This window comes from Pseudactinotalea sp. (genome assembly GCF_048594945.1).
Taxonomy (GTDB): Bacteria; Actinomycetota; Actinomycetes; order Actinomycetales; family Beutenbergiaceae; genus Pseudactinotalea.
The window spans coordinates 1-1,784 of record NZ_JBMDXJ010000251.1 but is presented as its reverse complement, the minus strand read 5'-3'; the positions used below and the strand labels follow the sequence as shown (position 1 = coordinate 1,784).

The 1,784-nt window shown below is 68.7% G+C and carries 2 protein-coding genes; both read left to right on the top strand.

The genetic code is table 11. From position 1 onward, the window contains the following. Nucleotides 1-263, top strand: a 263-nt coding sequence (locus tag ACOJSN_RS10975; RefSeq protein WP_420112539.1) for a hypothetical protein, incomplete at its 5' end; no start/stop codon positions are given. Between the two features lie 159 nt (nucleotides 264-422). Then, entirely contained in the window at nucleotides 423-1,685 is a 1,263-nt protein-coding gene (locus ACOJSN_RS10970) for an ABC transporter substrate-binding protein (RefSeq protein WP_420112538.1), read from the top strand. Nucleotides 1,686-1,784 lie beyond the last annotated feature (99 nt).

The window sequence follows — 1,784 nt, the reverse complement described above, 5'->3', positions numbered from 1 at the left end:
CCCGGATGAAGAAGCCGGAGGTTCCCGTCGGCGCGTGGCACGGTGTCCTGACGGCGCTGGTCACCGGCGTCCTGCTCGTGGGAGTGCTCGAGATGGGCGAGGCTGACGTCAACCACATCAAGATCGCCGTCAAGCTCCTCGTCGCGCTCGCGGTCGGGGCCCTGATCTGGCGCGGCCGCAAGCAGGAGAGCGTCACCACCGGGTATCTCGGTGCGATCGCCGGGCTGACCGTGGTCAACATCGCGGTCGCCGTGCCCTGGTAGAACCGCACGCCATCACTCGAACCGCCCGCTGAGCCTCGGCTCGCGGGCGGTTTCTGCGTGTCCTGGCCGCGGGAACGAGCCTGCGCGGGTGGCGCGCTGAGCGATTATCGATTATTGTCGGGCCTGCTGAACGAGGCATCCGTATCGAGAGGATCGATGATGATCAAAATCCGCGCAGCCCTGGCCGTCATGGGCGTTGCCGCCATGGCACTGGCAGGCTGCTCCAACGCTGCCGGAGGCTCGGGTGGTGGCGACGACGCGACGTCCGAGGTGACCATGCTCGTCAACGTGACGCCCAACCTGACCGAGGAGTTCTGGAACGATCTGGTGGCGCCGTTCGAGGATGCCAACCCCGGCATCGACGTCGTCATCCAGAACCCGGGCGCCGAGGGCGTGGCTGCGGCGCTGCCGCGACTGCTCGCCGCGGGCGACGCGCCGGACATCGTCCAGTCGCAGGGGCCCACGCCAGACCTGGCGCCCGAGCTGGTGGACCTGTCCGCCTACGAGTGGGCGACCAGCGCGCCGCTGGCCGAGCAGTACACGATCGACGGCAAGTACTACACGGCCGGTATCGGGGTGCAGCTGCAGAGCCTGCTGTTCTACAACAAGACCGCGTTCGCGGAGGCTGGCATCGCCGAGCCACCGGCCACCGTGGAGGAGCTCGACGACGCCCTCGCAGCGCTCTCCGCGGCGGGCTGGACCCCGATCCAGACCGGGGGTGACTGGATGAGCAGCCATGCGCTCCAGGCGCTGGCACTGCCGACGGTCGTGGCGCAGGACCTCGACTGGTTCGCCAACATGTCATCCGGCGCGGTCACCTTCAGCGACAGCTACGGCCCGTTCATCGAGCGCTACGCCGACTGGGTCGCCGCCGGCTACGTGCCCACCGAGGCACTCGGCATCCAGTACCCCGACGCGGAGCAGGCATTCCTCGCCGGCGAGAGCGCGATCTACCCGATGGGCAGCTGGTTCGCCGGCACCGAGGCCGCCGCCGCTGATCCGGCTGATATCGGAGTCTTCCGCGCTCCAGCGCTCGATGGTGTCAGCGACCCCGCGATGGGTGCCAACCTGGCGAGCCCGTACAGCATCCTGAACGGCAGCGACCACATCGACGAGGCGGCACTGCTGCTGGAGTTCTTGACCACCGACGAGACCGCCGTGATCGACCAGCTGATCGTGGACGGCAACTTCCGTGACGGCTACGCCTACGAGACCACCGCACTCGGTGACGAACTGTTCCAGATCGTCTCCGAGACCCCGGCTTCGGCCTACACCCCGACCGGTGGTGGCTTCGGCGAGCGGCGGCTCCCCGACGGGTACGCGGAGGAACTCAACACGCAGACGCAGGCTCTGATGGGCGGCACGGCGGCGAGCACCGTCTCCAGTGCCATGGACGACTGGTTCGCGGCGAACGCAGGCTGAGGACGCGTGGGCGCGGGCACGAGCGACCCCCGCCCACCCCACGACCCGAGGACGAGGAGATGACACCGACCCAGACCGCGCCAAAGCGGACCCAGAGCA